The following is a 22,292-nucleotide window of genomic DNA, read 5'->3' as shown; positions in this document are numbered from 1 at the left end:
TTAAGCCTCCTCAGTGTTTTTTGCTGATTGAGCGGGGGTGCCATCCGGTTTCAACATCGCAATGACAAAATCCATTGAAGATTCAATTTTGCCTTGGTTAACCGCTGCGGCAGGGTCGACGCTCTTCGGGCAAACTTCAGAACAGTAACCGACGAAAGTACAACCCCAAGCGCCATTTTGACCGTTGATAAGTGGCATACGTTCCGCTTTACCATTATCACGGCTATCTAGGTTGTAACGGTGTGCCAAAGTCAGAGCTGCTGGACCGATAAATTCAGGGTTTAAACCGAATTGCGGGCAAGCGGCGTAACACAAACCACAGTTGATACAGCCAGCAAACTGCTTATATTTCGCCATCTGTTCTGGGGTTTGGATGTTGGTGCCATCTTCTGGTTTTCGATCGTTACCAATAATGTAAGGCTTGATGGCTTCTAGGCGCTCAATAAATGGCGTCATATCAACAATTAAATCTTTTTCAATCGGAAAGTTCGCTAGTGGTTCGATCTTTACGCCATCAGGGTATTCACGCAAAAAGCATTTACACGCAAGCTTAGGTACGCCATTGACCATGATGCCGCATGAACCACAGATAGCCATACGACAAGACCAACGGTAAGACAGCTCTTTATCTAGGTTATCTTTAACGTAGCCAAGAGCATCAAGCACTGACATGGTGTCATCAAACGGCACTTCGAAATTTTGATAGTGTGGTTCTGTATCTTTCTCTGGGTCATAACGCAGAATATCTACTTTTTGGATGCGATTTGCTGACATTATGCTTGCTCCTCTGCGTTATTTTTCTCAGTGTTTTCTGTTACTTCAGCTGCCGCCGCTTTCTCCGCCGCTTCACCGTATAGACGCGCCTTAGGCTGTGATTTAGTGATGGTTACATCACTGTAATCAATGCTCGGTGCGGCATCTTCTTGGTAGAAGGCAAGAGTGTGCTTAAGATAGTTTTCGTCATCACGTTCTGTACAGTTGTCGTCCAAGCGCTGATGCGCCCCGCGAGATTCGCGGCGTAAAATGGCGGAATGAGCCATTGCTTCCGCTACTTCAAGACCGTAGCCCACCTCGATTGCGTATAGGAGGTCAGTATTGAATACTTTACCTTTATCTTTAATACCAATGCGTTTGTAGCGAGCTTTAAGCTCGGTAATTTTATCTATGGTTGCTTGCATTAAGTCTTCTTGGCGGTAGATACCACAACCAGCTTCCATCGAGTGACCCATTTCAGTGCGGATGTCTGCCCAGTTTTCATCACCTTCTTGGTTCATTAGTGCGGCAATACGCTCCTCGACAGCTTTTACTTGAGTTGCGATAGCGTCTTCGTTCCAGCCTTTGAACTCAGTTGCGCGTTTCACAGCATGTTCACCGGCCACTCGACCAAATACAACGAACTCTGCTAGCGAGTTAGAGCCCAAACGGTTGGCTCCGTGTAGGCCAACGGAGGCACATTCACCAACCGCAAATAGACCTTTGATGCGAGTTTCGCATTGCTTGTCGGTTTCAATACCACCCATGGTGTAGTGAACGGTTGGGCGGATTGGGATCGGATCTTTTGCAGGATCAACGTTAACGTAGGCTTTTGATAGCTCGCAGATAAAAGGTAGGCGCTCTTGCAAGTATTCTTCACCAAGGTGACGAAGATCGAGCAGTACCACATCACCAAGAGGGTGCTTGATGGTGTTGCCTTTTTGTTGTTCGTGCCAGAATGCTTGTGAAACTTTGTCACGAGGACCCAGTTCCATGTATTTATTTTTTGGTTGACCAACAGGAGTCTCAGGTCCCATGCCGTAATCTTGTAGGTAACGGTAACCGTTTTTGTTAACGATAATACCGCCTTCACCACGGCAACCTTCGGTCATTAAGATACCAGTACCTGGTAGACCTGTTGGGTGATATTGAACGAACTCCATATCACGTAAAGGTACGCCATGACGATAAGCCATCGCCATACCATCGCCCGTTACAATGCCGCCGTTTGTATTGCAGTGGTAGACACGACCAGCGCCACCGGTAGCCAATACAACCGACTTAGCTTTAATGGTAACCAGTTCGCCTTCTGCCATATGAATAGCAACAAGACCTTGCACTTCACCATCATCAACCAAAAGATCCAGTACAAAGTACTCATCAAAGCGTTTGATGTTTTGGTACTTCATTGATGTCTGGAATAGAGTATGCAGCATGTGGAAGCCAGTTTTGTCGGCTGCGAACCAAGTACGCTCCACTTTCATACCGCCAAAGCGACGAACATTAACCTCGCCGTTGTCTTTGCGACTCCAAGGGCAGCCCCATTGCTCCATTTGGATCATTTCACGTGTCGCATTTTCAACGAAGTACTCAACCACATCTTGTTCGCATAGCCAATCACCACCACCGACGGTGTCGTTGAAGTGGTTATCTAAGCTATCTTCATCTTTAATTACTGCTGCCGAACCACCCTCTGCTGCGACGGTGTGAGAGCGCATCGGATAAACTTTAGATATCAGGGCGACTTCCAAGTCAGGGTTTGCTTCTGCCGCTGCAATTGCTGTACGAAGACCAGCGCCGCCAGCGCCGATCACTGCGATATCTGTGATGATAGTTTTCACAGTTACCCTCCAGTGTGTAGTTAGTGCGGTCGAGCCGCTTTGTTATAATAAAGAATCAGTGGAGTGGGTCATGTTCTAGCTTGAAAATAACGTGCTACACGTGATTCAAAAGTGTTACTAAGCAGTGTATGAGAGGGATGGGGGGTAAAAATTGATTTGGTCCGACTTTTAAAGCGGTAATGCATTCAAGAGCATAGAATTTATAGAATATGTGAGGCTTGTCACGGCGTGTTATTGCGGTGATTTCGTGAAGAATTAAGCGGGTGTTAGTTCAGTGTAATGAGAAGTTTGTTTTTCTTGAGATTTAGCATTATCAAAGCTTTAGTCTTGGGGTGTTTTCAAACACTTGCTTCAAACTGGAAAAATGATATGTTCGCCGACTATTAGTCTGATTGATATACAAGGTAGCAAGATGAGTTGGCAACCAACCGCATCGATTGAATTGCTTAAACAGCGCGCTGAAATTCTCAGTCAAATTCGTCATTTTTTTTCCGAGCGAAATGTACTTGAAGTTGATACGCCGGCAATGAGTCATGCCACAGTAACAGATATCCATTTGCATACCTTTCAAACGGACTTTATAGGACCGGGATACGCTAATGGCAGTAAACTGTTCTTGATGACCAGCCCAGAATTTCATATGAAGCGCTTACTTGCTGCGGGTAGCGGCTGTATTTATCAAATCAATAAGGCGTTTCGCAATGAAGAGAATGGTCGCTATCACAACCCAGAATTTACGATGCTGGAGTGGTATCGAGTTGGATTTGACCATCATGAACTGATGGATGAAATGGATGCTTTATTGCAGTTGGTGCTACAGGTAGGAAAAGCCGAGCGCATGACGTATCAACAGGCTTTTATTTCCGTTTTAGAGGTATGCCCACTTGAAGGAAGCATGAATGAGCTCAAACAAGTGGCGAGTAAATTGGGCTTGAGCGATATTGCTGACCAAGAACAAGATCGTGATACCTTGCTGCAACTGCTATTTAGTGTTGGCGTAGAACCAAAAATTGGTCAACAAATACCGGCTTTTGTTTATGACTTTCCCGCCAGTCAAGCGGCATTAGCTAAGATTAACCTAAATGATGAACGTGTTGCAGATCGCTTTGAGGTGTACTTCAAAGGTATGGAACTGGCGAACGGCTTTCATGAGTTAGATAACCCAATTGAGCAACGGGCTCGTTTTGAGCAAGATAACACCAAGAGACTCGCAATGGGGTTACCTGCTCAGCCAATTGACTACCACCTAATTGAAGCTCTGCATTCAGGCTTGCCAGAATGCGCAGGTGTAGCGTTAGGGGTTGATCGTTTGATCATGCTCGCACTCGGTTGCGATCATATTGATCAAGTCACTGCATTTCCCTTCCCAATTGCCTAAACGATAGTCTTAAATATTGCTATAAAGCGTGGTAGCGATCTCCGATTCTTTCAGTTCTAGACTCGCTTAGAGCTAACAAGCCCGTTATACTCCCAATCTAATTTTAAAACTGGGGCTACCAGCTAGCCCCTCTTATTTATACAAGAGCACAGGATATGCAAGAGTACATCGCTTTTTTCCAAGAAAATATGATTATGTCAGTGGTATGGGTTGGCCTGGTGGTTGCTCTTATCATGAATATTGTTAAAACATCGACAGCAGCTTATAAAGAGATTACTGCGGGTGATGCGACACAAAAAATCAACCGCGAGAATGGTGTCGTTGTCGACATTCGCTCAAAAGATGAGTTTAAGAAAGGTCATATTACCGAAGCAGTTCACATTTTGCCGTCTGACATTAAAGCTGGCAATTTTGGTAGCCTTGAAAACCGCAAAGCTGACCCAATTATTGTGGTATGTAAGACAGGTCAAACCGCTCAAGAAAGCGCAAACCTTCTCGCAAAATCTGGCTTCGAGCAAGTATTCGTGATGAAGAATGGTTTGGTGACTTGGAGCGATGCTAACCTACCGCTAGTACGCGGAAAGAAATAATAATTGCGAGTTACGTTGATCGATTAATCGACGTTTGACCAAGAGAGATGTGAACTGCAGCACGGATTTCATCGTTTAGTTAGAGCTAAACACATCTCTCCGCTAGTCTCGAGCATAGTTTGAAATTAAGGATTAAAGGATTCAATAATGGCTGAAGCAGCACCACAACAAGAAGCGCAAAATTTTGTTATTCAACGTATCTTCCTAAAAGATGTTTCTTTTGAAGCGCCAAACTCTCCAGAAATGTTCCAAAAAGATTGGAACCCTGAAGTGAAGCTAGATCTAGACACGCAAAGCCGTGAACTAGGTGAAGGTGTGTATGAAGTTGTTCTTCGCCTTACCACTACAGTGAAAAACGCAGAAGAGACTGCGTTCTTATGTGAAGTACAGCAAGGCGGTATTTTCTCAGCTGAGAACATGGAAGCTGGTCAACTTGCACATTGTCTAGGTGCATTCTGCCCGAACATCCTATTCCCATACGCTCGTGAAACTATTTCAAGCCTAGTGATGAAGGGAACTTTCCCTCAACTAAACCTTGCTCCAGTTAACTTTGATGCGCTGTTCATGAATTATCTACAGCAGCAAGCGCAGCAAGGCGAAGCTCAAGAAGAAGCATAATTAACGTTATTTTTTAATGCGTTAAGCTCTAACTAGAATGCACAAGGCATCGCGAAGTAAGCATGCGTTGTGCATTTTTGTTTTAAGCTTTCATTGTTATACCTAAGTGGCTTTTTTAGCCAAAGATCATTTAGGTATAACAACGAAATAAATAGTGAACAGGCGGACGAATGACAAATTCAAACATCAATAATGCCTACGGAAAAGAGATTGCAATGACGGTATTGGGAGCGGGCTCTTATGGTACCTCGCTCGCGATCTCACTTGCCCGTAATGGCGCCAATGTGGTGATTTGGGGGCATGAGCCTGAGCACATGGCGAAACTAGAAGCAGATCGTGCTAACCACGAGTTTTTACCAGGGATTGATTTCCCAGACTCTTTGATCGTTGAGTCTGATTTGGAAAAAGCAGTGCAAGCTAGCCGCGATTTACTTGTCGTAGTGCCAAGCCACGTATTCGGCATTGTGCTGAACAACGTGAAGCCATACTTACACAATAATTCCCGAATTTGCTGGGCAACCAAAGGTCTAGAGCCAGAGACTGGTCGTTTATTAAAAGACGTGGCGAACGATATGCTAGGTGAAAGTTATTCACTAGCGGTTTTATCGGGACCTACCTTTGCCAAAGAGTTAGCGATGGGTATGCCGACAGCCATTTCAGTTGCGTCACCAGACCCACAGTTTGTTGCGGATCTACAAGAGAAGATTCACTGTGGCAAAACATTCCGCGTTTATGCAAACAGTGACTTTACTGGTATGCAATTAGGCGGCGCTGTTAAAAATGTGATAGCGATTGGTGCCGGCATGTCAGATGGTATTGGTTTTGGTGCTAATGCTCGTACTGCGTTGATTACGCGTGGTTTAGCAGAAATGTGTCGACTTGGCGCCGCATTAGGTGCGCAAAAGGAAACCTTCATGGGTATGGCGGGGTTGGGTGACCTTGTACTAACCTGTACGGATAACCAATCACGAAATCGTCGTTTTGGCTTAGCGTTGGGGCAAGGTAAAGATGTCGACACCGCACAGCAAGAAATTGGTCAAGTGGTCGAAGGTTATCGTAATACCAAAGAGGTGTGGATGTTGGCTCAGCGAATGGGCGTAGAGATGCCTATCGTTGAACAAATTTATCACGTACTGTATCAAAGTAAAGATGCACGTGAGGCCGCTAAGGATTTATTAGCGCGCGATAAAAAATCAGAAGCATGACGAAAGGAAGTCGTTTAGGAAGGTTTTATTAATATGAAGCATTGTGAAAAAAAACAGATATGGCAGACCATTGTTCAAGAAGCGCGTGAGCAATCTGAACAAGAGCCAATGCTCGCGAGTTTCTATCATGCGACTATCATTAAGCATGACAGCTTGTGCGCGGCACTTAGCTACATTCTTGCCAACAAGCTTGATACCGTATCAATGCCTGCAATGGCAGTCCGTGAAGTTGTGGAAGAAGCGTTTGCTTCTGATCCTCGCATTACAGAAGCCGCAGCTTGTGATATCTGTGCAACGGTCAATCGTGACCCTGCTGTATCAATGTATTCAATTCCATTGTTGTATCTAAAGGGATACCACGCTTTACAAGGCTATCGCGTGTCAAATTGGTTGTGGAAGCAAGGGCGTGTTGCGCTGGCGACTTATTTACAAAACCAAATATCAGTAGCGTGCCAAGTGGATATACACCCAGCAGCGCGGATTGGTCGTGGCATCATGCTTGATCATGCAACAGGGATTGTTATTGGTGAAACTGCAATAGTCGAGAACGATGTGTCTATTCTGCAAGATGTGACTTTAGGTGGTACTGGTAAAGAGTGTGGCGATCGCCATCCTAAGATCCGCGAAGGTGTAATGATTGGTGCTGGTGCCAAAATTCTCGGAAATATCGAAGTGGGTGAAGGGGCGAAAATTGCATCGTGTTCAGTGGTGCTACAAGACGTTCCAGCACACACAACAGTGGCAGGCGTTCCGGCTAAAGTGGTTGGACGACCTCAATCAGATAAACCATCACTCGATATGGATCAGCAGTTTAACGGTAAGTCACAAAATTTTGAGCATGGTGATGGTATCTAGCCAATACTCACCTTGTGAATAGCAAAAAGGTTGGCGATGATGCCAACCTTTTTATTTACCTGTCTTTCAATGTTTAAGCTTAAGCTAGTTCTTCTAATTCAGCTAAAACCTCATCTGCCCATACAACCCAAGCTTGGCGGATTAAAAGATTTCGACGAAGAGTCAACCGTTCTAAACGCTGCTGCTTGTCTAAAGTGGCAGTGTTAGAGTAGTACGCGCTTTCAATTTCTTTATAGTGTTCAACAAGTTTGCGAGATTCTTCAACTAAGATTGCAAGTTGATCTTTGAAAGGTGTTGAAGGTTGCACTGAGCACGCTATCAATTTTGCTGAGAACTCATCACGTACTGTTGGGTGAGCAGTCGGTTGATCAAACCATTCACCTAAAGCTATGCGACCAGCATCGGTAATTGAATATACTTTACGGTCAGGCTTGCCTTCTTGTGGTTCTAACACGCATGTCACAAGGTGGTTTTGCGCCATCTTGTTAAGTTCGCGGTAAACCTGCTGATGGCTCGCTTTCCAGAAGTAGCCGATGGTAGCAGAAAATTCTTTGGTGATGTCGTATCCAGTTGCATCGCGAGTGCTAAGAACTGTGAGAATTACGTGTGGTAATGACATGTCTTCAATCCAAATGGTCAATAAACTCAATTCAACTGCCAACACCTTGGTGTGCTTCTATAGGCACGAGTGTTATGTCGATGTAGGCAGTACCAACATAAAAAAGTTGGTCATGTCACCTTAATAAAGCCGTTTTTCACCTAGTTCGGTATTGTCTACCGAAGACTGCGATCTGTTGATTTTATGTGTATCACAGCGGAGCGATATTATATCTAAATAATAAGCATAAAGTGGAATAGATGGGATGAACTGAACAAAAAACTGATAAAACTCTCAATAAAAAACAGGCTGCCGAATTATATGCTGCTTAAATGGTTTTTATGTCTCAAAAGTGATATTTTATATCATACAGGTAGGAAACGTTGCGATTAATATCACGAGGATTTCTTTGGGTAGGCGAAAAAAAGCCACTCGTAAGAGTGGCTCAAAATTGTTAACCGGTGTTGCGCATGCCTGCAGCAATGCCGGCAATTGTGACCATTAAGGCTTCTTCAAGCTCTGGCGAAGGTTCATCCACTTGACGAGTTCGGTACAGTAATTCAGCCTGAAGCATATTGAGTGGCTCTACGTAAATATTACGTAAGCGAATTGACTCTTGTCCCCATGGGTCGCTTTGCATGAGGTTTTCGTTGTTTTCAACATTAAGTACCGTCTTAATGTCTTTTTGTAACTGTTCACGCAGTCGGTCACCTAACGGTAGTAAAGCTGGATCGGCCAAACGTTCGTCGTAGTAGCGAGAGATACCAATGTTACATTTCGAATACACCATCTCTAGCATACCTAAACGAGTCGAGAAGAATGGCCATTCACGACACATCTCTTCCAATAGCTCTTGCTGGCCGTGGTCAATCGAGTATTGGATTGCTTCACCTGCGCCAAGCCATGCCGGTAGAACTAGTCGATTTTGGCTCCATGAAAAAATCCATGGGATGGCACGTAAGCTCTCTACGCCACCATTTGGGTTGCGCTTCGCTGGACGAGAACCAAGGGGTAATTTGCCCAATTCAAGTTCAGGGGTTGCTTGACGGAAGTAAGGAACAAAGTCCGGCTCATTACGAACGACATTGCGATAAGCTTGGCAGCTCATATCAGAAAGTTCGTTCATCAGATCGCGCCACTCTTGCTTTGGCTCTGGTGGTGGTAACAGGTTAGCTTCAAGAATCGCACTGGCATACATATTAAAACTGTTTACTGCCACGTCCGGTAAACCAAGCTTAAAGCGGATCATTTCGCCTTGTTCAGTTACGCGTAAACCGCCTTTTAAGCTCTTTGGTGGCTGCGAAAGCAACGCTGCATGTGCAGGCGCACCACCACGACCAATTGTACCGCCACGGCCATGGAATAAGGTCAGTTCGATGCCTTCTTCCTCAGCAACATTCACTAGTGCATCCATTGCGTGATATTGCGCCCAACCAGCCGCCATCACACCCGCATCTTTAGCTGAGTCAGAATAACCAATCATCACCATTTGGTGATTTTGAATAAAGCCGCGATATAGGTCGATGCTCATCAACTGCTTGATAACTGCTTCAGCGTTGTTTAAGTCCTCAAGCGTTTCAAACAATGGACAAACGTCCATGCGGTATGGGCAACCAGCTTCTTGCAGTAACAGATGTACGGCTAAAACATCAGATGCAGTGCGTGCCATGGAAATGATGTAAGCACCAAATGCATCACGCGGCTGAGCAGCAATAATTCGACATGTGTCGATCACTTCCTGAACGGGTGCAGATGGCTTCCAGTCACGAGGCAACAATGGGCGTTTTGAGCTTAGCTCTTGAGTTAGGAATGCAAGCTTATCTTGTTCACTCCACTGATCGTAATCGCCAATGCCTAAGTAACGGGTTAGCTCAGAAATAACATCCGAATGACGAGTGCTCTCCTGGCGAATATCATGGCGAACAAGGTGCACACCAAATGCTTTAACGCGTCGTAGCGTATCAAGCAGAGAACCATCGGCAATCACGCCCATGCCACACTCATGCAGAGATTGGTAACAAGCATACAGTGGTTGCCAAAGTTGGTCTGAGCTTTGTAATGGGGCTTTTACCGCGAGCTTCTCGCCACGGATTTTGGCATCCAAAATATCTTTAGTGTCGTTCAAAAGCTTACGCAGTTGCTTTAAAATCGCACGGTATGGTTCGTGTACATCGTCGCCAGCAAGTTCGCGTAGTTCGTCATTACAGCGAGTCATTGATAACTCGCTGACTAATTCATTGATATCACCTAAGTAAAGGTCCGCGGCTTTCCAACGAGAAAGCAGCAGTACTTCGCGGGTAATGGTGTGGGTAACAAATGGATTACCATCGCGGTCGCCACCCATCCATGAAGTAAAATGCACTGGAGCGGCATCAATTGGTAGCCCTTCACCAAGGTAAGACTCTAAGCGTTCATCTAATTCACGTAGGAAATCGGGTATCGCTTCCCATAGTGAGTTTTCGACCACGGCAAAGCCTGATTTTGCTTCATCAAGCGGGGTTGGGCGTTGCTGGCGGATCACATCTGAGTGCCAGCTTTGTGCGATTAATTGTTCTAAGCGACGCTCGGTTTTTTGGCGCTCTTTAGCCGAGAGTTCATGGAGCTCAAGCTTAGATAGACACTCATTGATTTTGACCAATTTATTGATCATGGTACGGCGAGTGATTTCAGTTGGATGTGCTGTGAGCACCAGTTCGATATTTAGGTTACGTACGGCTTGAGCGGTATCGAACTTACTAATCTTATTTTCGGTGAGCTTAGCAAAAAGGGTGTTGATGGCATCTGGTTCGCAGACATGCGCATCACAATGACGTGAAATAGTGTGGTATTGCTCTGCCATATTCGTCAGGTTTAGAAACTGATTGAAAGCGTGAGCAACAGGAGTGAGCTGTTCATTAGGTAGACTTTTGATTTCTTCAATCAAATTTTCACGAGCTGCTGGGTTACTTGCTCGTGCTGATTTAGAAAGCTTACGTATCGTCTCTACTTTTTCAAGAATCGCTTCTCCGTGCGCATCCTTGATCGTTTTACCGAGCAAGTGACCTAGCATATTCACATTACTTCGCAGAGCAGAGTATTTCTCGTTCATTATCATCCTGCCTTGTAAAAAAATTACATCCATTGTTCCCTGTTGATTGATAATTTAGCGAAAAATATCGCCTTCAGTCAAATACTGTCAGCTATTTTTCTATAAATGGTATTAATCGAAGTTATTGGAGAAGATGGATAACTGTGCCTAAATTACTGAAAATTTATTACAAAACCAATTGGTTTTTCTGCATAAATTACGCGACTGTCTTAGGCTGAACTCTCGATAGGTGTTTAGTTTTAATGGTTATTTTGTCTTGATTCGATGGAAAAAGCTGGCGGAATGCCAGCTCTAGCAAGACGAATTCGATGGTTAGTCGAAGCAATACTTATACATAGATTTTGAAAGAATATGGATAGTTGGTTCGATAAACTCAAAAGCTAAAAACTCATCCGGCTGGTGAGCTTGCTCTATAGAACCCGGACCAAGAACTAAAGTTGGACAAAGCTGGCTTAAGAATGGAGCTTCAGTGCAGTAGTTAACGGTTTGAGATGGTGTTTCACATAATTGTTCAACGCCACTCACAAAGGGGTGTTCGTGACTGCATTCAAATCCTGGTACGGGTTCATGCAATGGAGTGATTTCTATTCTACCTGGCCATTTGGCTTGCACTTCATTTAGCGCACTGCGCAGCATGTTGCTTAACCCATCTAAACTGATCCCCGGCAGCGGCCGCACATCATAATGCAATTCACAACAGCCACAGATTCGATTGGCACTGTCCCCGCCATGAATATGACCGAGGTTAAGTGTTGGGCTTGGAATCGCGAATCCCGGGTGGTGGTACTCTTTAATTAATTTGTTGCGCAGCTGCATTAACGCAAACATTACTTCATGCATGATTTCAATTGCATTGACACCCAGCGCAGGGTCGGAAGAGTGCCCTGATTTTCCTGTTACGCGAACCGCATTAGCGACATGCCCTTTGTGTCCTCGAATCGGGACTAGGCTGGTTGGCTCACCGATGATGCAGTAATCCGGTTTAATCGGAGTTGTATCGGTGAAGTGACGCGCGCCCAGCATTGAGGTTTCTTCATCACAGGTGGCGAGAATATATAGCGGTTTGGTTTGTTTACTCCAATCGACTTTTTTTACTGCTTCAATAATAAAAGCAAAGAAGCCTTTCATATCGGCAGTGCCTAAGCCATAAAAACGATCATTCGCTTCGGTAATGGCGTGAGGTTCAAAATTCCAACGCCCTTCATCGAACGGTACGGTGTCGCTATGACCAGCCAATAGTAAGCCGCCATCACCTTGTCCTTTCTTGGCGACGAGGTTGAATTTTCCCGCAGCGGCTTCGATGATGTCGACTTCAAATCCAATATCTTTCAGCCAAGTCGCGAGCTTCTCGATAACTTGTTGATTTCCTTCATCCCAACTCGGATCGGAAGAGCTAATGGAAGAAGTAGAAATTAGGCCATGATAGATCTCTATAAAGCTGGGTAGTTGCATAATATCTTCGTTTCCCTGTTGACAGACGTTAACTAAGAAGGTAAAACATAATAAATCATTTTTAATGAATAAAAAATCATTAAAAGGCAAATTAAATAGTTTTTTAGTCACTAATCCCTAAGCAATTTGGATTTGCAGGTCGGCGAGTGACGCTCAATAAAGATACGGATGTCTAAAATGCTAAAAACAACCATCATTGGTGCCACTGGCTACACCGGAGCAGAACTTGCACTGATGGTGCACAAACACCCAGAGCTTACGCTATCAGGTTTATACGTTTCCGCCAACAGTGTCGATGCTGGCACACCTATTTCCGCACTACACGGGAAGTTAGCTGGCTTAGTGGATGATCAAGTTCAACCATTAGTTGATGTTGAAGCCGTGGCGAAAAATGCGGATGTTGTTTTCCTCGCAACTGCCCACGAAGTGAGCCACGATTTAGCCCCGACATTACTTAAACATGGCTGCCAAGTGTTTGACCTTTCCGGAGCTTTTCGTGTTAAGAAAAGCGGTTTCTACCCGACATTTTATGGCTTTGATCATCAACACGAGCAATGGCTAGATAATGCTGCTTATGGCTTGGCTGAATGGGCGAGCGAAGAAATAAAACAAAGCCAGTTGGTGGCGGTTCCGGGGTGTTACCCAACGGCTTCCCAGTTGGCAATCAAACCGCTCAAAGATGCAGGGTTAATTGATACTAACCAATGGCCAGTGATAAACGCCACTAGTGGCGCTTCGGGTGCTGGGCGTAAAGCCTCATTAGTCAATAGCTTGTGCGAAGTGAGCTTACAACCATATGGTGTATTTACTCATCGCCACCAACCAGAAATTGCTTCACACCTTGGTTGTGACGTGATTTTTACCCCACACTTAGCAGATTTCAAGCGTGGCATATTAGCTACAATCACGATGAAACTGACAGCGGGCGTGACGGCAGAGCAAGTTGCAAATGTTTACCAAACCGCTTATCAGGGTAAGCCTTTAGTGCGTCTAGTGGATGGTATGCCTAAGTTGCAAAACGTTCAATTTACACCTTTTTGCGATATTGGTTGGCAAGTTCAAGGTGAACACATCATCGCGTGTGCGGTTATTGATAACTTATTAAAAGGTGCATCGAGTCAAGCGATGCAATGTTTGAATATCCACTATGGATACCCTGAATTAACGGCACTGATTTAATCAGTCATATCAAGGAGCAGTTATGACAGATAGCAAACAAACACCATTGGTGATCAAATTAGGTGGGGCAGCGTTGTCGAGCACTGACACGCTAAGTCAGGTTTTTGGAGCAATTGCACGTTATCAAACTCAGGCTCAACGACCGATCGTGATTGTCCATGGTGGTGGCTACCTAGTGGATGAGTTGATGAGCAAGCTGCAATTACCAACAGTGAAGAAGCAAGGTTTACGTGTGACACCTTACGAGCAAATATCGTTAATTGCAGGGGCGTTAGCTGGCACTGCGAATAAGCAACTGCAAGGTCAGGCAATTAAAGATGGTTTGAATGCGGTTGGTTTAAGCTTAGCGGATGGTGGTTTGTGTCAAGTTGTAGAACTTAACCCAGAGCTTGGTGCAGTGGGTAAAGCCACACCGGGTAATGCCACCGTACTACAAGCGATTTTAGCTACTGGTGCACTACCGATTATTAGCTCAATCGGCTTAACAATCGAAGGGCAGTTAATGAACGTCAATGCAGATCAAGCGGCAGTAGCGGTGGCTGGTGCGCTAGATGCAGATCTCGTTTTGTTGTCAGATGTGAGCGGTGTATTGGACGGCAAAGGCAATTTGATCAAGAGTTTAGATGAGAAAAAAGCCAATCAATTAATAGATGGTCAAGTGATCACCGATGGCATGGTCGTAAAGGTACAGGCAGCCCTACAAGCTGCCACTGACCTTGGTCGTCCTATTGAGGTTGCAACTTGGCGCTACCCAGAAAAATTAGCCCAGCTGTTTGCGGGTGACAGTATCGGCACTCAATTTTTGCCGCAGTAAACATTAACAAGGATTAGTCCCTAAGCCGATAAAGCTTAGGCTCGGAGAGTTAAAAATGAGCAAAGTAAACGTAAACAAAGTAGTTGTGGCTTATTCTGGTGGTCTAGATACCTCAGTGATCATTCCATGGTTAAAAGAGAATTACGATTGTGAAGTAGTGGCGTTCGTGGCCGATGTTGGTCAAGGCTACTACGAGCTTGAAGGCATTGAAGCTAAAGCAATTGCGTCAGGTGCATCTGAGTGTTACGTGATGGACCTTAAAGAAGAGATGGTTGCGCAATACATTAACCCGACCTTAAAAACCGGTGCGTGCTACGAAGGTAAATACCTACTAGGTACCTCAATGGCTCGTCCAATCATCGCTAAAGCTCAAGTGGAAGTGGCGCGTAAAGTTGGTGCGGATGCGCTTTGTCATGGTTGTACGGGTAAAGGTAACGACCAAGTCCGTTTCGAAGGTGCATTTGCTGCTCTAGCTCCGGATCTAAAAGTGATCGCACCATGGCGTGAGTGGGATTTGGTTAGCCGTGAAGAGTGTCTTGATTATCTTGAAGAGCGCAATATTTCTTGTTCTGCGTCGATTACAAAAATTTACTCACGTGATGCGAATGCATGGCATCTATCAACAGAAGGGGGTGTTCTAGAAAATACTTGGAACGCAACCAATGAAGATTGCTGGGCATGGACAGTCGATCCTGAGCAAGCGCCAAATGAAGCCGAATACGTGACGTTGAAAGTAGAAAAAGGTGAAGTGGTTGCGGTTGATGGCGAAGTAATGAGCCCATACAACGCACTGGTTTACCTCAATGATAAAGGTGCTAAGCACGGTGTTGGTCGTATCGACATTGTAGAAAATCGTCTGGTTGGTATGAAATCTCGTGGTTGTTACGAAACGCCAGGAGGCACCATTATCATGGAAGCACTGCGTTCAGTAGAGCAATTGGTGCTAGATAAAACCTCGTTTGAATTCCGTGAAGAACTGGGTGTGAAAGCCGCTCAACTTGTATACGATGGTCGTTGGTTTACACCACTTTGCAATTCTGTATTGGCAGCCGCGGAAGAGCTAGCGAAAGACGTGAATGGTGAAGTAGTTATTAAGCTTTACAAAGGTCAAGCAACAGCGACTCAGAAGCGTTCAGACAACAGTCTTTACAGTGAAGAGTTTGCAACTTTTGGTGCTGACGAAGTTTACGACCAAAGCCACGCTGATGGATTTATCCGCCTGTACTCGCTACCAAGCAGAATCAGAGCGCTTAATGCAGCAAGCAAAAAGTAACTGAGTCAAATGAATCTGGTTGAGGCGTTATTTTTTGATCAGATGATATAGCTCGGCGGAGTCCGAGCATTGTGTAGCCTTATTAGGATCTAGCTAGCATTGGCTAGATCCTTTCATTATCAGGAGAGATGCAATGGCACTATGGGGCGGTAGATTTACCCAAGCAGCAGATACCCGTTTTAAAGATTTCAACGATTCGCTTTGTTTTGATTATCGTTTAGCGGTACAAGACATTGTCGGCTCAATAGCATGGTCGAAAGCGTTAGTGACCGTTGGTGTACTTACAGGCGAAGAACAGCAGCAATTAGAATTGGCGTTGAATGAGCTTAAAGAGAGTGTTGAACAAAATCCGAAACAGATTTTGACATCGGATGCAGAAGACATTCACTCATGGGTAGAGCTGCAACTGATCGCTAAAGTCGGCGATTTAGGTAAAAAGCTCCATACAGGTCGTTCGCGTAATGACCAAGTGGCGACAGACCTCAAGCTTTGGTGCCGGGAGCAAGCTGAGGTACTGCTCACTGCGCTAGAACAATTGCAACAACAAATGGTTACTGTTGCGCAGGCTCATCAAACGACTGTGTTGCCAGGCTACACTCACCTACAACGTGCTCAACCTGTGACATTCGCGCACTGGTGTCTAGCGTATGTTGAGATGTTTGAGCGCGATCACTCACGTCTAAAAGATGCACTAGCGCGTCTTAATACATGCCCATTAGGTTCTGGCGCATTAGCGGGTACCGCTTACGCGATGGATCGTGAGCAGATTGCGCAAAACCTTGGTTTTACACGCGCAACGCGTAATTCATTGGATTCTGTTTCCGATCGTGATCATGTGATCGAACTGATGTCAGTTGCCTCTCTCTCGATGCTGCACCTTTCTCGCCTTGCCGAAGATATGATTTTCTACAATTCAGGTGAAGCTAACTTTATTGAGTTGGCCGATACAGTGACATCTGGTTCTTCACTGATGCCACAAAAGAAAAACCCAGATGCACTCGAACTTATCCGTGGTAAAACCGGTCGAGTGTATGGCTCACTTGCGGGCATGATGATGACAGTGAAAGCACTGCCATTGGCGTATAACAAAGATATGCAAGAAGACAAAGAAGGGCTGTTTGACGCGCTTGATACTTGGTTTGATTGTATAGAAATGGCGGCACTGTGTTTTGATGGCATCAAGGTTAATGGTGAGCGTACGTTAGAAGCGGCGCAACAAGGTTATGCTAACGCAACAGAGCTAGCGGATTACTTAGTAGCAAAAGCAATTCCATTCCGTGAAGCTCATCATATAGTGGGTGTTGCCGTTGTCGGTGCGATTGAAAAGGGTTGCGCGCTAGAAGAGCTCTCCATTGAGGAGCTAAAAGTATTTTCTCCTGTGATTGAAGAAGATGTTTACGCGATCCTTACGATAGAATCATGCTTAGCGAAACGTAATGCTTTAGGCGGCGTGGCACCAGAGCAAGTAGCCTTCGCAATAGCGCAAGCTCAAGTTCGTTTAAAGAAGTAATAAAATCAAAAATAGACGCTAAGTGACTGTTTTAAAATTGATTTTAAAAAAGATCCAAAAAAGATCGATAAAAAGTTGAACCATTGAGAAAAGGCTCGGTCTATAACATTACCACTGCTTTTTCTTAGACTTATCTAAGAGAGCCCCGAAACCTGATATTGGTTTCGGGGCTTTTTTCTTTCTACCCCTCTATACCCTGCCTAGTTGAAGCCACAGCGTTGTTTACCTGCTTTCGAAAATCTCATCACATAGTTCCCTATGCTCAGAGACTTTTCTCACTTGGACGCCTAACTGTGACTCCAACTAGTTTGGGTATACTCGGTTTTTGAAGCCACAGCGTTGTTAACCTGCATTCGAAAACCTCATCACATAGTATTCCTGTGCTCAGAGACTTTTCTCATTTGCTCGCCTAGCTGTGAATCTAATTAGTTTGAGGAAGATTTTTGGTATTGGTGTAACAGTGCTGTTGTTCCAACGAATCTGACAACATCAAGCGTTTAAAAATACGCAAAGATGAGTAACACACTAGGTAAAAATTCAGGACGAATTTTTAGGTTTTCGGTGTCGGGAACGCCTAAAACCGACCGAACTACAGCATCAAGACAAAGCGCCTTTCTGATGACTCTTTGGCGTAGCAAAGAGTTATTGGACCGCTTGTGTAAAGGGGAAAGAAAAGCGCCGGACTTATAAGCGGGACATATACACTCCTCTGCCTAATTGAAACCACAGCGTTGTTGAGCCGTACTCGAAAACCTTATTATTTGCACCAACCGTGTCGTAGGCTATTTCCTTTTGCCCGACTTAAGGGGAATGACGATCCAGCGCATCCACAAATGCACGGCTAGTAAGCCACTGAAGGCTATGATTGCAGTAAGTAGGGCGATCGATTCAATGCTTTTCGGATTGTCTCGAAATACCAGCCACCAGATTGCTGCGCTGATGAGCGACAAAGCTGTCAATTGATAGACACAGCGCATGCAGCGACCAATCTTTTTCCAAAACCAGTTTTGTTGGCAAGTAGAACAGCTCATATTTTCTGATTACAGAGAGAGTAGGGGCACTTATTGTAATGCATCTTCGACTAGATGGTTAATATATACCCGTCATACTTGAAGTTGCAGCGGTGTTGGCTGTGTTCGTGCGCCCCAATCATATATTCACCTATGCTCAGGGGACTTTCTTACTTGCCGCCTACCTGTATCTTCAAGTTTCTTGGCTATAAAAGCATGCAACTTGAGGATGATCAAAAATGGAAAATAATATTCACAAATAAATAGTAGCACGCTGGTGGTGTACTTTACTTGCTTCAAAAATAATCAAAATAATCAAAATAAGCTTGCTCGCTAATTAGCGGGATAGAGTGAGGAGAAGTAAAGTGAGTACAGAATTGAAAACAGCACTAGTGATGGGCTCAAGCTGGTTTGTCATTGGGGCTACGGCGATTATATTAGTTAGCCTTCATGCAATGCACTAAATTCCCTGCTTAATTGAAGCCTCAGCGTTGTTGACCTGCATGCTATAGCTCATCAAATATGACAAAGCCTCGCATTGCGAGGCTTTGTCATATTTGTGATAAAAGTGAGTGGCGAGGATTAACAACCAGGACCGCAATCTAGACAGTGCTTAATCACTTCTGGACCTAAATGTAATTTGGCATTCAAGTCACGTAGCGCAGTACGCACGCCTTCTTCAATCACTGGGTGATAGAAGGGCATATCGAGCATTTCGGAGATGGTCATCTTGCTTTGGTGCGCCCAAGCTAATAGGTGTGCTAAATGCTCTGCATTTGGTCCCATCATTTCCGCACCTAGAAAACGTCCTGTTCCTTGCTCACCGTAGACATGCAACAAGCCTTTGTTGCGCAGCATTACTCGTGAGCGACCTTGGTTTTCAAAAGAAACTTCACCAATGGCGAAACACCCACAGCTGCCTAAACGAGTTTCCAATTGTTTACGTGTTTCCCCCACCATCGCAATTTGTGGGTCAGAGAATACCGCTGAAATAACAGAGCGACGTAGACCTGCGCGAATGTCAGGGAAACGCCCAGCATTGTCACCCGCGATACGTGCTTGATCAGCCGCTTCGTGCAGCAACGGTATTTGGTTACTTGCGTCACCCGCAATAAAGATACTAGGCACAGATGTTTGCAGTGTGTAGTAATCCGCAGTTGGAACACCACGTTCATCTAATACTAGCGAAGTGTTCTCAATTGCCAATTTATCGACATTAGGACGACGCCCAGTTGCAGCCAGTACGTAATCAACCGTGAAAATTTCGAGCTTACCATCATGGTTAATAAATTGAATCTCAACTTTGTCTTGATCATTTTGCTTAGGTGAAGAGATACGTTTCATACTTTCAACCTGAACATTCGGGTCTAGGTAAAACTCTTCTTGGAAGGCTTTGGTGGCGTAAGCCATCACGTCAGGGTCAGTGAGTGGACCAACTTGACCACCTAAACCAAATACCTTTACTTTTACGCCTAAGCGGTGCAGCGCTTGTCCTAGCTCTAAACCAATGACGCCGGGACCAAATACCGCAACTGATTCCGGGAGGTCATCCCAATCAAACACGTCATCGTTGATCACGAGTCGATCACCAAGTTCATTCCACACAGCAGGGTAAGCTGGGCGAGAACCAGTAGCAATCACAATACGGTTAGCTTTGATTTCAGTATGGTCATCCACCAAAAGTGTGTTGTTATCGATGAATTTTGCATAGCCTGAGACTTTGTCTTCAGCAGGGATTTCATCGACACCTTCTAGAACAAAACCAACAAAGCGATCTCGTTCACGCTTGATACGATCCATTACCTCGCGACCATTGATCTTAATGTCACCTTGAGGGTAAACACCAAAGCCCGGAGCTTTCTCAATTTGGTGAACGCTTTCAGCGGCCGCAATCAGTAATTTAGATGGCATACAACCTACTCGAGCACAGGTTGTACCGTAAGGACCACCTTCAATGATCACTACATTGTCAGCATGAGCTTTTGCTGCGCGGTATGCGCCAAGACCAGCCGTACCACCACCGATAACGGCAACATCAACAATTAACTGTTTCATAATGGATTCTCGTTTTCTATTCTCACCAAACGCTTAGTTGAACGTGTCGGTGAATCTTTATTTGGTATAAATCTAGATAAATAGAAACCCTTCGATAAGGATTGCTACTTATCTAGATTGGTATTTGTGTTTTTAAAGAAGTCTCCCGAACCCTATAGGTGTCGGGAGACGATAGGCTTGAAGTTTGAAGGCTGGTTAGCCGACCTATCTGGCTAGGTGAGTTAGCCTAGGAATGCTTCTAGTTCTTCGCTGCCACCGATGTGTTTACCGCCGATGAATACTTGAGGAACTGTCGTGCGACCAGAAATTGCACGTAGGCTTACTGTGGTTGCATCTTTACCTAGTACCACTTCTTCGTAGTTCAGACCTTTGTCGATAAGGTTCTGCTTCGCCTTCATACAGAAAGGGCAACCAGGTTTAGTGAAGATAGTGATGGACTCTTGTTCTTTATGTCCTGGCGCAATGTGGTTAAGCATTGTATCAGCGTCAGACACTTTGAACGGGTCACCTGGTACATCTTCTTCAATAAACATTTTCTCGACCACGCCGTTTTTCACTAGCATGCTGTAACGCCATGAGCGCTTGCCAAAACCGATATCATTTTTCTCAACTAGCATACCCATGCCATCAGTGAAATCGCCGTTACCATCAGGAATGAATGTGATATTTTCTGCTTCTTGGTCCGCTTTCCAAGCGTTCATTACAAACGTGTCGTTTACAGAAACACATAGGATGTCATCTACACCGTTGTCTTTAAAAACTGAATACAGCTCGTTGTAACGAGGTAGGTGGCTAGACGAACACGTTGGTGTGAACGCACCTGGTAAGCTAAATACGATAACCGTTTTGTTTTTGAATAGTTCATCAGTGGTTACGTTAACCCAAGCATCACCTTGGCGAGTAGGGAAAGTAACTTGTGGTACCGCTTGACCTTCTTTTGATGCAAACATGATTGTTTCCTTTTCAATATAATTCGGTAAGAGCTTAATCTTTTTTTCTGCTCTGTTTCGTTTTGTTGAGCTCATTATTAAAAAAAAACTTTGATAGCTCTAATCGTTTGGTGCTATGGTTTTGATAGATTTATCCTATTGATGGGTTCGGGAAGGAATTGGGTTATGAATATTCGTGATTTTGAGTACCTCGTTGCGTTAGCGGAGCACAATCACTTTCGTAAAGCCGCAGAAGCATGTTTTGTTAGCCAACCAACCTTAAGTGGTCAAATACGTAAGTTAGAAGATGAATTGGGTACATCGTTGTTAGAGCGTAGTAGCCGGCGTGTTTTATTCACCGATGCTGGTTTGCAGTTGGTTGAACAAGCGAAGAAAATTCTGAGTGAGGTTAAGCTTTTTCGGGATATGGCGAGCGATCAAAGTGGTGCAATGACAGGACCGATGCATATTGGTTTTATCCCTACGGTTGGTCCTTATCTTTTGCCGCGTATCATACCTAAGCTTAAAGAACAGTTTCCTGATTTGGAGTTGTTTCTGCATGAAGCACAGACCCAACAATTGGTGCGCCAGTTAGAAGAAGGTAAGCTTGATTGTTTAGTGTTGGCCTCTGTTGCTGAGACCGCGCAATTTAAAGAGATTGAAGTTTACAGTGAACCACTGAGTGTTGCCGTGCCTTGTGAGCATGAATGGGCAAAGCTTGATGAAGTGGATATGTTGGAGCTTAATGGTCGCACGGTTTTAGCATTGGGTGATGGGCATTGTTTACGCGATCAAGCCTTAGGCTTTTGCTTTGCTGCGGGGGCGAAAGACGATGAACGCTTTAAAGCAACCAGTCTCGAAACGCTACGCAACATGGTTGCTGCGGGGGCGGGGATCACTTTGTTGCCGAAACTTGCTTTACCAAAAGAAAGAAACAAAGATGGTGTGTGCTATTTACGCGCGGTTAACCCTGAACCGACACGCAGCATCGTTGTGGCGTATCGTCCGGGCTCACCATTTCGAGCGCGCTTCGAACAACTAGCACAAACCATTCAGCAGCAGCTTGAATCATATTAGTTCAGAAGTTTCGCTTAGAAGCTTGGTGCTTTATTATGATAGATAGAGAAAGAGGTTGGCATTTGCC

17 protein-coding genes and 1 pseudogene are annotated in these 22,292 nt (G+C 44.8%); 10 read left to right on the top strand and 8 right to left on the bottom strand.

What is annotated here, in order from left to right; genetic code table 11:
• Both L4C38_RS12315 and frdA read right to left on the bottom strand, forming a co-directional pair.
• Positions 1–774, bottom strand: coding sequence for a succinate dehydrogenase/fumarate reductase iron-sulfur subunit (locus L4C38_RS12315; RefSeq protein ID WP_428797854.1), 774 nt, complete (start codon positions 772–774; stop codon positions 1–3).
• Positions 774–2,594, bottom strand: a complete 1,821-nt coding sequence (frdA, locus tag L4C38_RS12310; RefSeq protein ID WP_428797853.1) for a fumarate reductase (quinol) flavoprotein subunit — start codon at positions 2,592–2,594, stop codon at positions 774–776. The genes L4C38_RS12315 and frdA overlap by 1 nt, the downstream gene beginning before the upstream one ends.
• Positions 2,595–3,006: 412 nt before the next feature.
• Here frdA and epmA point away from each other — a divergent pair, with 412 nt between their 5' ends.
• The 5 genes from epmA (at position 3,007) to cysE (ending at position 7,240) form a co-directional block, all read left to right on the top strand.
• The gene (gene epmA / locus L4C38_RS12305; protein WP_428797852.1) at positions 3,007–3,972 is read left to right on the top strand and encodes an elongation factor P--(R)-beta-lysine ligase; all 966 of its coding nucleotides are present in this window, start codon (positions 3,007–3,009) and stop codon (positions 3,970–3,972) included.
• A gap of 155 nt (positions 3,973–4,127) precedes the next feature.
• On the top strand, positions 4,128–4,562 hold the full coding sequence (locus L4C38_RS12300; RefSeq protein ID WP_428797851.1) for a rhodanese-like domain-containing protein: 435 nt from the start codon (positions 4,128–4,130) through the stop codon (positions 4,560–4,562).
• 147 nt (positions 4,563–4,709) lie between these two features.
• Positions 4,710–5,180, top strand: a complete 471-nt coding sequence (gene secB / locus L4C38_RS12295) for a protein-export chaperone SecB (RefSeq protein WP_182108782.1) — start codon at positions 4,710–4,712, stop codon at positions 5,178–5,180.
• Between the two features lie 170 nt (positions 5,181–5,350).
• On the top strand, positions 5,351–6,385 hold the full coding sequence (gene gpsA, locus L4C38_RS12290) for an NAD(P)H-dependent glycerol-3-phosphate dehydrogenase (RefSeq protein WP_428797850.1): 1,035 nt from the start codon (positions 5,351–5,353) through the stop codon (positions 6,383–6,385).
• A 33-nt stretch (positions 6,386–6,418) separates the two neighbouring features.
• Entirely contained in the window at positions 6,419–7,240 is an 822-nt protein-coding gene (gene cysE, locus L4C38_RS12285) for a serine O-acetyltransferase (protein ID WP_428797849.1), read from the top strand.
• 79 nt (positions 7,241–7,319) lie between these two features.
• On the opposite strand, the gene L4C38_RS12280 is transcribed toward cysE, so the two are convergent.
• From L4C38_RS12280 to argE, 3 genes are all read right to left on the bottom strand, one after another.
• A complete protein-coding gene (locus tag L4C38_RS12280; RefSeq protein ID WP_428797848.1) occupies positions 7,320–7,859 on the bottom strand; it encodes a PadR family transcriptional regulator in 540 nt (179 codons plus the stop codon).
• Between the two features lie 433 nt (positions 7,860–8,292).
• Complete coding sequence (ppc, locus tag L4C38_RS12275; protein WP_428797847.1) at positions 8,293–10,926, bottom strand: phosphoenolpyruvate carboxylase; 2,634 nt, start codon at positions 10,924–10,926, stop codon at positions 8,293–8,295.
• Positions 10,927–11,238: 312 nt separating this feature from the next.
• A complete protein-coding gene (argE, locus tag L4C38_RS12270; RefSeq protein WP_428797846.1) occupies positions 11,239–12,378 on the bottom strand; it encodes an acetylornithine deacetylase in 1,140 nt (379 codons plus the stop codon).
• A gap of 177 nt (positions 12,379–12,555) precedes the next feature.
• Between argE and argC the strand changes: the two genes are divergently transcribed.
• From argC to argH, 4 genes and pseudogenes are all read left to right on the top strand, one after another.
• Positions 12,556–13,557 carry an N-acetyl-gamma-glutamyl-phosphate reductase gene (gene argC, locus L4C38_RS12265; protein ID WP_428797932.1) on the top strand — a complete coding sequence of 334 codons (1,002 nt, stop codon included), beginning with the start codon at positions 12,556–12,558 and terminating at the stop codon, positions 13,555–13,557.
• Between the two features lie 22 nt (positions 13,558–13,579).
• Entirely contained in the window at positions 13,580–14,371 is a 792-nt protein-coding gene (gene argB, locus L4C38_RS12260; RefSeq protein ID WP_428797845.1) for an acetylglutamate kinase, read from the top strand.
• A 55-nt stretch (positions 14,372–14,426) separates the two neighbouring features.
• Entirely contained in the window at positions 14,427–15,644 is a 1,218-nt protein-coding gene (locus L4C38_RS12255; protein ID WP_428797844.1) for an argininosuccinate synthase, read from the top strand.
• A 133-nt stretch (positions 15,645–15,777) separates the two neighbouring features.
• A pseudogene (gene argH / locus L4C38_RS12250) lies at positions 15,778–17,151 on the top strand (argininosuccinate lyase); the annotation flags it as partial.
• A gap of 785 nt (positions 17,152–17,936) precedes the next feature.
• Here argH and L4C38_RS12245 read toward each other — a convergent pair.
• The 3 genes from L4C38_RS12245 to L4C38_RS12235 form a co-directional block, all read right to left on the bottom strand.
• A complete protein-coding gene (locus tag L4C38_RS12245) occupies positions 17,937–18,185 on the bottom strand; it encodes a DUF3624 domain-containing protein (RefSeq protein WP_428797843.1) in 249 nt (82 codons plus the stop codon).
• Between the two features lie 561 nt (positions 18,186–18,746).
• A complete protein-coding gene (locus tag L4C38_RS12240; protein ID WP_428797842.1) occupies positions 18,747–20,219 on the bottom strand; it encodes a dihydrolipoyl dehydrogenase in 1,473 nt (490 codons plus the stop codon).
• Positions 20,220–20,440: 221 nt separating this feature from the next.
• Positions 20,441–21,169 carry a glutathione peroxidase gene (locus L4C38_RS12235; protein WP_428797841.1) on the bottom strand — a complete coding sequence of 243 codons (729 nt, stop codon included), beginning with the start codon at positions 21,167–21,169 and terminating at the stop codon, positions 20,441–20,443.
• Positions 21,170–21,334: 165 nt separating this feature from the next.
• On the opposite strand from L4C38_RS12235, the gene oxyR reads away from it, so the two are divergent.
• A complete protein-coding gene (gene oxyR, locus L4C38_RS12230; RefSeq protein ID WP_428797840.1) occupies positions 21,335–22,225 on the top strand; it encodes a DNA-binding transcriptional regulator OxyR in 891 nt (296 codons plus the stop codon).
• Positions 22,226–22,292: the final 67 nt, after the last annotated feature.

It is taken from the genome of Vibrio kasasachensis, assembly GCF_050337565.1.
Taxonomy (GTDB): Bacteria; Pseudomonadota; Gammaproteobacteria; order Enterobacterales; family Vibrionaceae; genus Vibrio; species Vibrio kasasachensis.
The sequence above is the reverse complement of the archived record's forward strand: the minus strand, read 5'-3'. Positions and strand labels throughout refer to the sequence as shown.

Coding starts and splice junctions, on each gene's coding strand:
- cysE (WP_428797849.1), top strand. CDS start 6,419: ATGAAGCATTGTGAAAAAAAACAGATATGGCAGACCATTGTTCAAGAA.
- L4C38_RS12255 (WP_428797844.1), top strand. CDS start 14,427: ATGAGCAAAGTAAACGTAAACAAAGTAGTTGTGGCTTATTCTGGTGGT.
- L4C38_RS12235 (WP_428797841.1), bottom strand. CDS start 21,169: ATGTTTGCATCAAAAGAAGGTCAAGCGGTACCACAAGTTACTTTCCCT.
- L4C38_RS12245 (WP_428797843.1), bottom strand. CDS start 18,185: ATGAGCTGTTCTACTTGCCAACAAAACTGGTTTTGGAAAAAGATTGGT.
- argC (WP_428797932.1), top strand. CDS start 12,556: ATGCTAAAAACAACCATCATTGGTGCCACTGGCTACACCGGAGCAGAA.
- argE (WP_428797846.1), bottom strand. CDS start 12,378: ATGCAACTACCCAGCTTTATAGAGATCTATCATGGCCTAATTTCTACT.
- L4C38_RS12240 (WP_428797842.1), bottom strand. CDS start 20,219: ATGAAACAGTTAATTGTTGATGTTGCCGTTATCGGTGGTGGTACGGCT.
- L4C38_RS12300 (WP_428797851.1), top strand. CDS start 4,128: ATGCAAGAGTACATCGCTTTTTTCCAAGAAAATATGATTATGTCAGTG.
- secB (WP_182108782.1), top strand. CDS start 4,710: ATGGCTGAAGCAGCACCACAACAAGAAGCGCAAAATTTTGTTATTCAA.
- L4C38_RS12315 (WP_428797854.1), bottom strand. CDS start 774: ATGTCAGCAAATCGCATCCAAAAAGTAGATATTCTGCGTTATGACCCA.
- L4C38_RS12280 (WP_428797848.1), bottom strand. CDS start 7,859: ATGTCATTACCACACGTAATTCTCACAGTTCTTAGCACTCGCGATGCA.
- oxyR (WP_428797840.1), top strand. CDS start 21,335: ATGAATATTCGTGATTTTGAGTACCTCGTTGCGTTAGCGGAGCACAAT.
- epmA (WP_428797852.1), top strand. CDS start 3,007: ATGAGTTGGCAACCAACCGCATCGATTGAATTGCTTAAACAGCGCGCT.
- gpsA (WP_428797850.1), top strand. CDS start 5,351: ATGACAAATTCAAACATCAATAATGCCTACGGAAAAGAGATTGCAATG.
- argB (WP_428797845.1), top strand. CDS start 13,580: ATGACAGATAGCAAACAAACACCATTGGTGATCAAATTAGGTGGGGCA.
- ppc (WP_428797847.1), bottom strand. CDS start 10,926: ATGAACGAGAAATACTCTGCTCTGCGAAGTAATGTGAATATGCTAGGT.